Origin of the sequence: Streptomyces sp. H39-S7 (genome assembly GCF_027158205.1) — a bacterium.
Classification (GTDB): Bacteria; Actinomycetota; Actinomycetes; order Streptomycetales; family Streptomycetaceae; genus Actinacidiphila.
Genome location: NZ_JAPVLU010000114.1, coordinates 1 through 1,209 on the forward strand (window position 1 = coordinate 1; position 1,209 = coordinate 1,209).

General features: G+C 64.0%; 1 protein-coding gene and 1 pseudogene. One reads left to right on the top strand and one right to left on the bottom strand.

Annotated elements, in window-relative coordinates; translation table 11 throughout:
- Positions 1-124 precede the first annotated feature (124 nt).
- Positions 125-487 (bottom strand): annotated as a pseudogene (locus O3X23_RS43435) (transposase); the annotation flags it as partial.
- Between the two features lie 192 nt (positions 488-679).
- On the opposite strand from O3X23_RS43435, the gene O3X23_RS43440 reads away from it, so the two are divergent.
- A complete protein-coding gene (locus O3X23_RS43440) occupies positions 680-865 on the top strand; it encodes a hypothetical protein (RefSeq protein WP_269280797.1) in 186 nt (61 codons plus the stop codon).
- The last annotated feature ends 344 nt before the right edge of the window (positions 866-1,209 follow it).

Below are 1,209 nucleotides of genomic sequence, written 5' to 3' on the forward strand. Positions count from 1 at the left end.
TGCGGCAATATTTGATCGAACTTGGCCCGTAGCACGCGGGCAGTGACGCGGTCAGCCAGAAGCGAAGCCATGATTCAGGCTCCCACCAACTGCCCTACTGCCGTGCACTTATTGAAGTACGGGCCCCCGCGGTGCCGGAATATTGCCGCTGGACGCCCGCTGACCTGGTGCCTTTCTTCAGGAAGCCGGTGTCGTCACCGATCAGCACGCCGTCCGGGGACCCGATGCTCTCCACGACGAAGTCCCGCACGTCATCACGGGCGGCGTTCTCGTCCCATTCGGAGTGATTCAACAGACGCTGCACACCATCGGGGCGGAGCTGACCGACCTGCTCGGCCAGCGTCCAGCCGTTCTTCTTCTCCAACGGAGCCAGCAATCCCATCAGATAGTCCAAAGCCCGCTCACGTGGCTCCGACCTGCTGAAATGACGGGCAAAGCGGGCATGGAGCCCGGCTACCCCCTCGGACCACGACTCGACCTGCTTCACCGTCAGCGATTCAACACACAGTCTGACCAACGAGCGAAACGCCCGACCGTCACACCACATGCGGTTGCAGTACTAAGGGGATCCGGCGGTTGCCCGCGAACCGGCGACACACCCTGGCGCGCAGCTCGTTCATAGGATGCGACGACACCCCAGCGCTACAAAAGGCCCCCAGCACCCCCAACCTCCACCTCGGTGCCCAGCACCATCCGCTTCGATCAACACGAACTCCTCGCCATCGATCGATGGATCCTGGAGCTCCGCATCGAGGCCGGCCTGCGACAGCTGGACAGAGCCGAAGTGTTCCGCGAGCTCATCCGGATGGCCATGACCTCCGACGAAACGCTCCGGCACGCGCTGCTCTACCGACTGCAACAGTGAGCAGCCATACCGACGAACCCATACCGCCACCCCTGACACAGGTACACAGATCAGCGCGCCCACCTGGCAAAACCGAGACCTCAGTACACAGGTCCTCACCGGGCCTGACCCCCAATCCCCCACTGGACTCCGCCACCTGGGCAAACAGGGGTTCTATCCCCCACAATATTTGGGGGATTGGGGGTGCTGCCGTGCCGTGAACCCGTCCTCGCATCCTCGCGAAACCCGGCCGGGTGATCCGGCGACGGGCGGGACGGCCAGAGCGGGATGATGTCCGGCATGACCAAGGCCGGCACCGCCCGCGTCGCGTACGGCCTCGGGGAACAACTCGCCGACATCCGGAC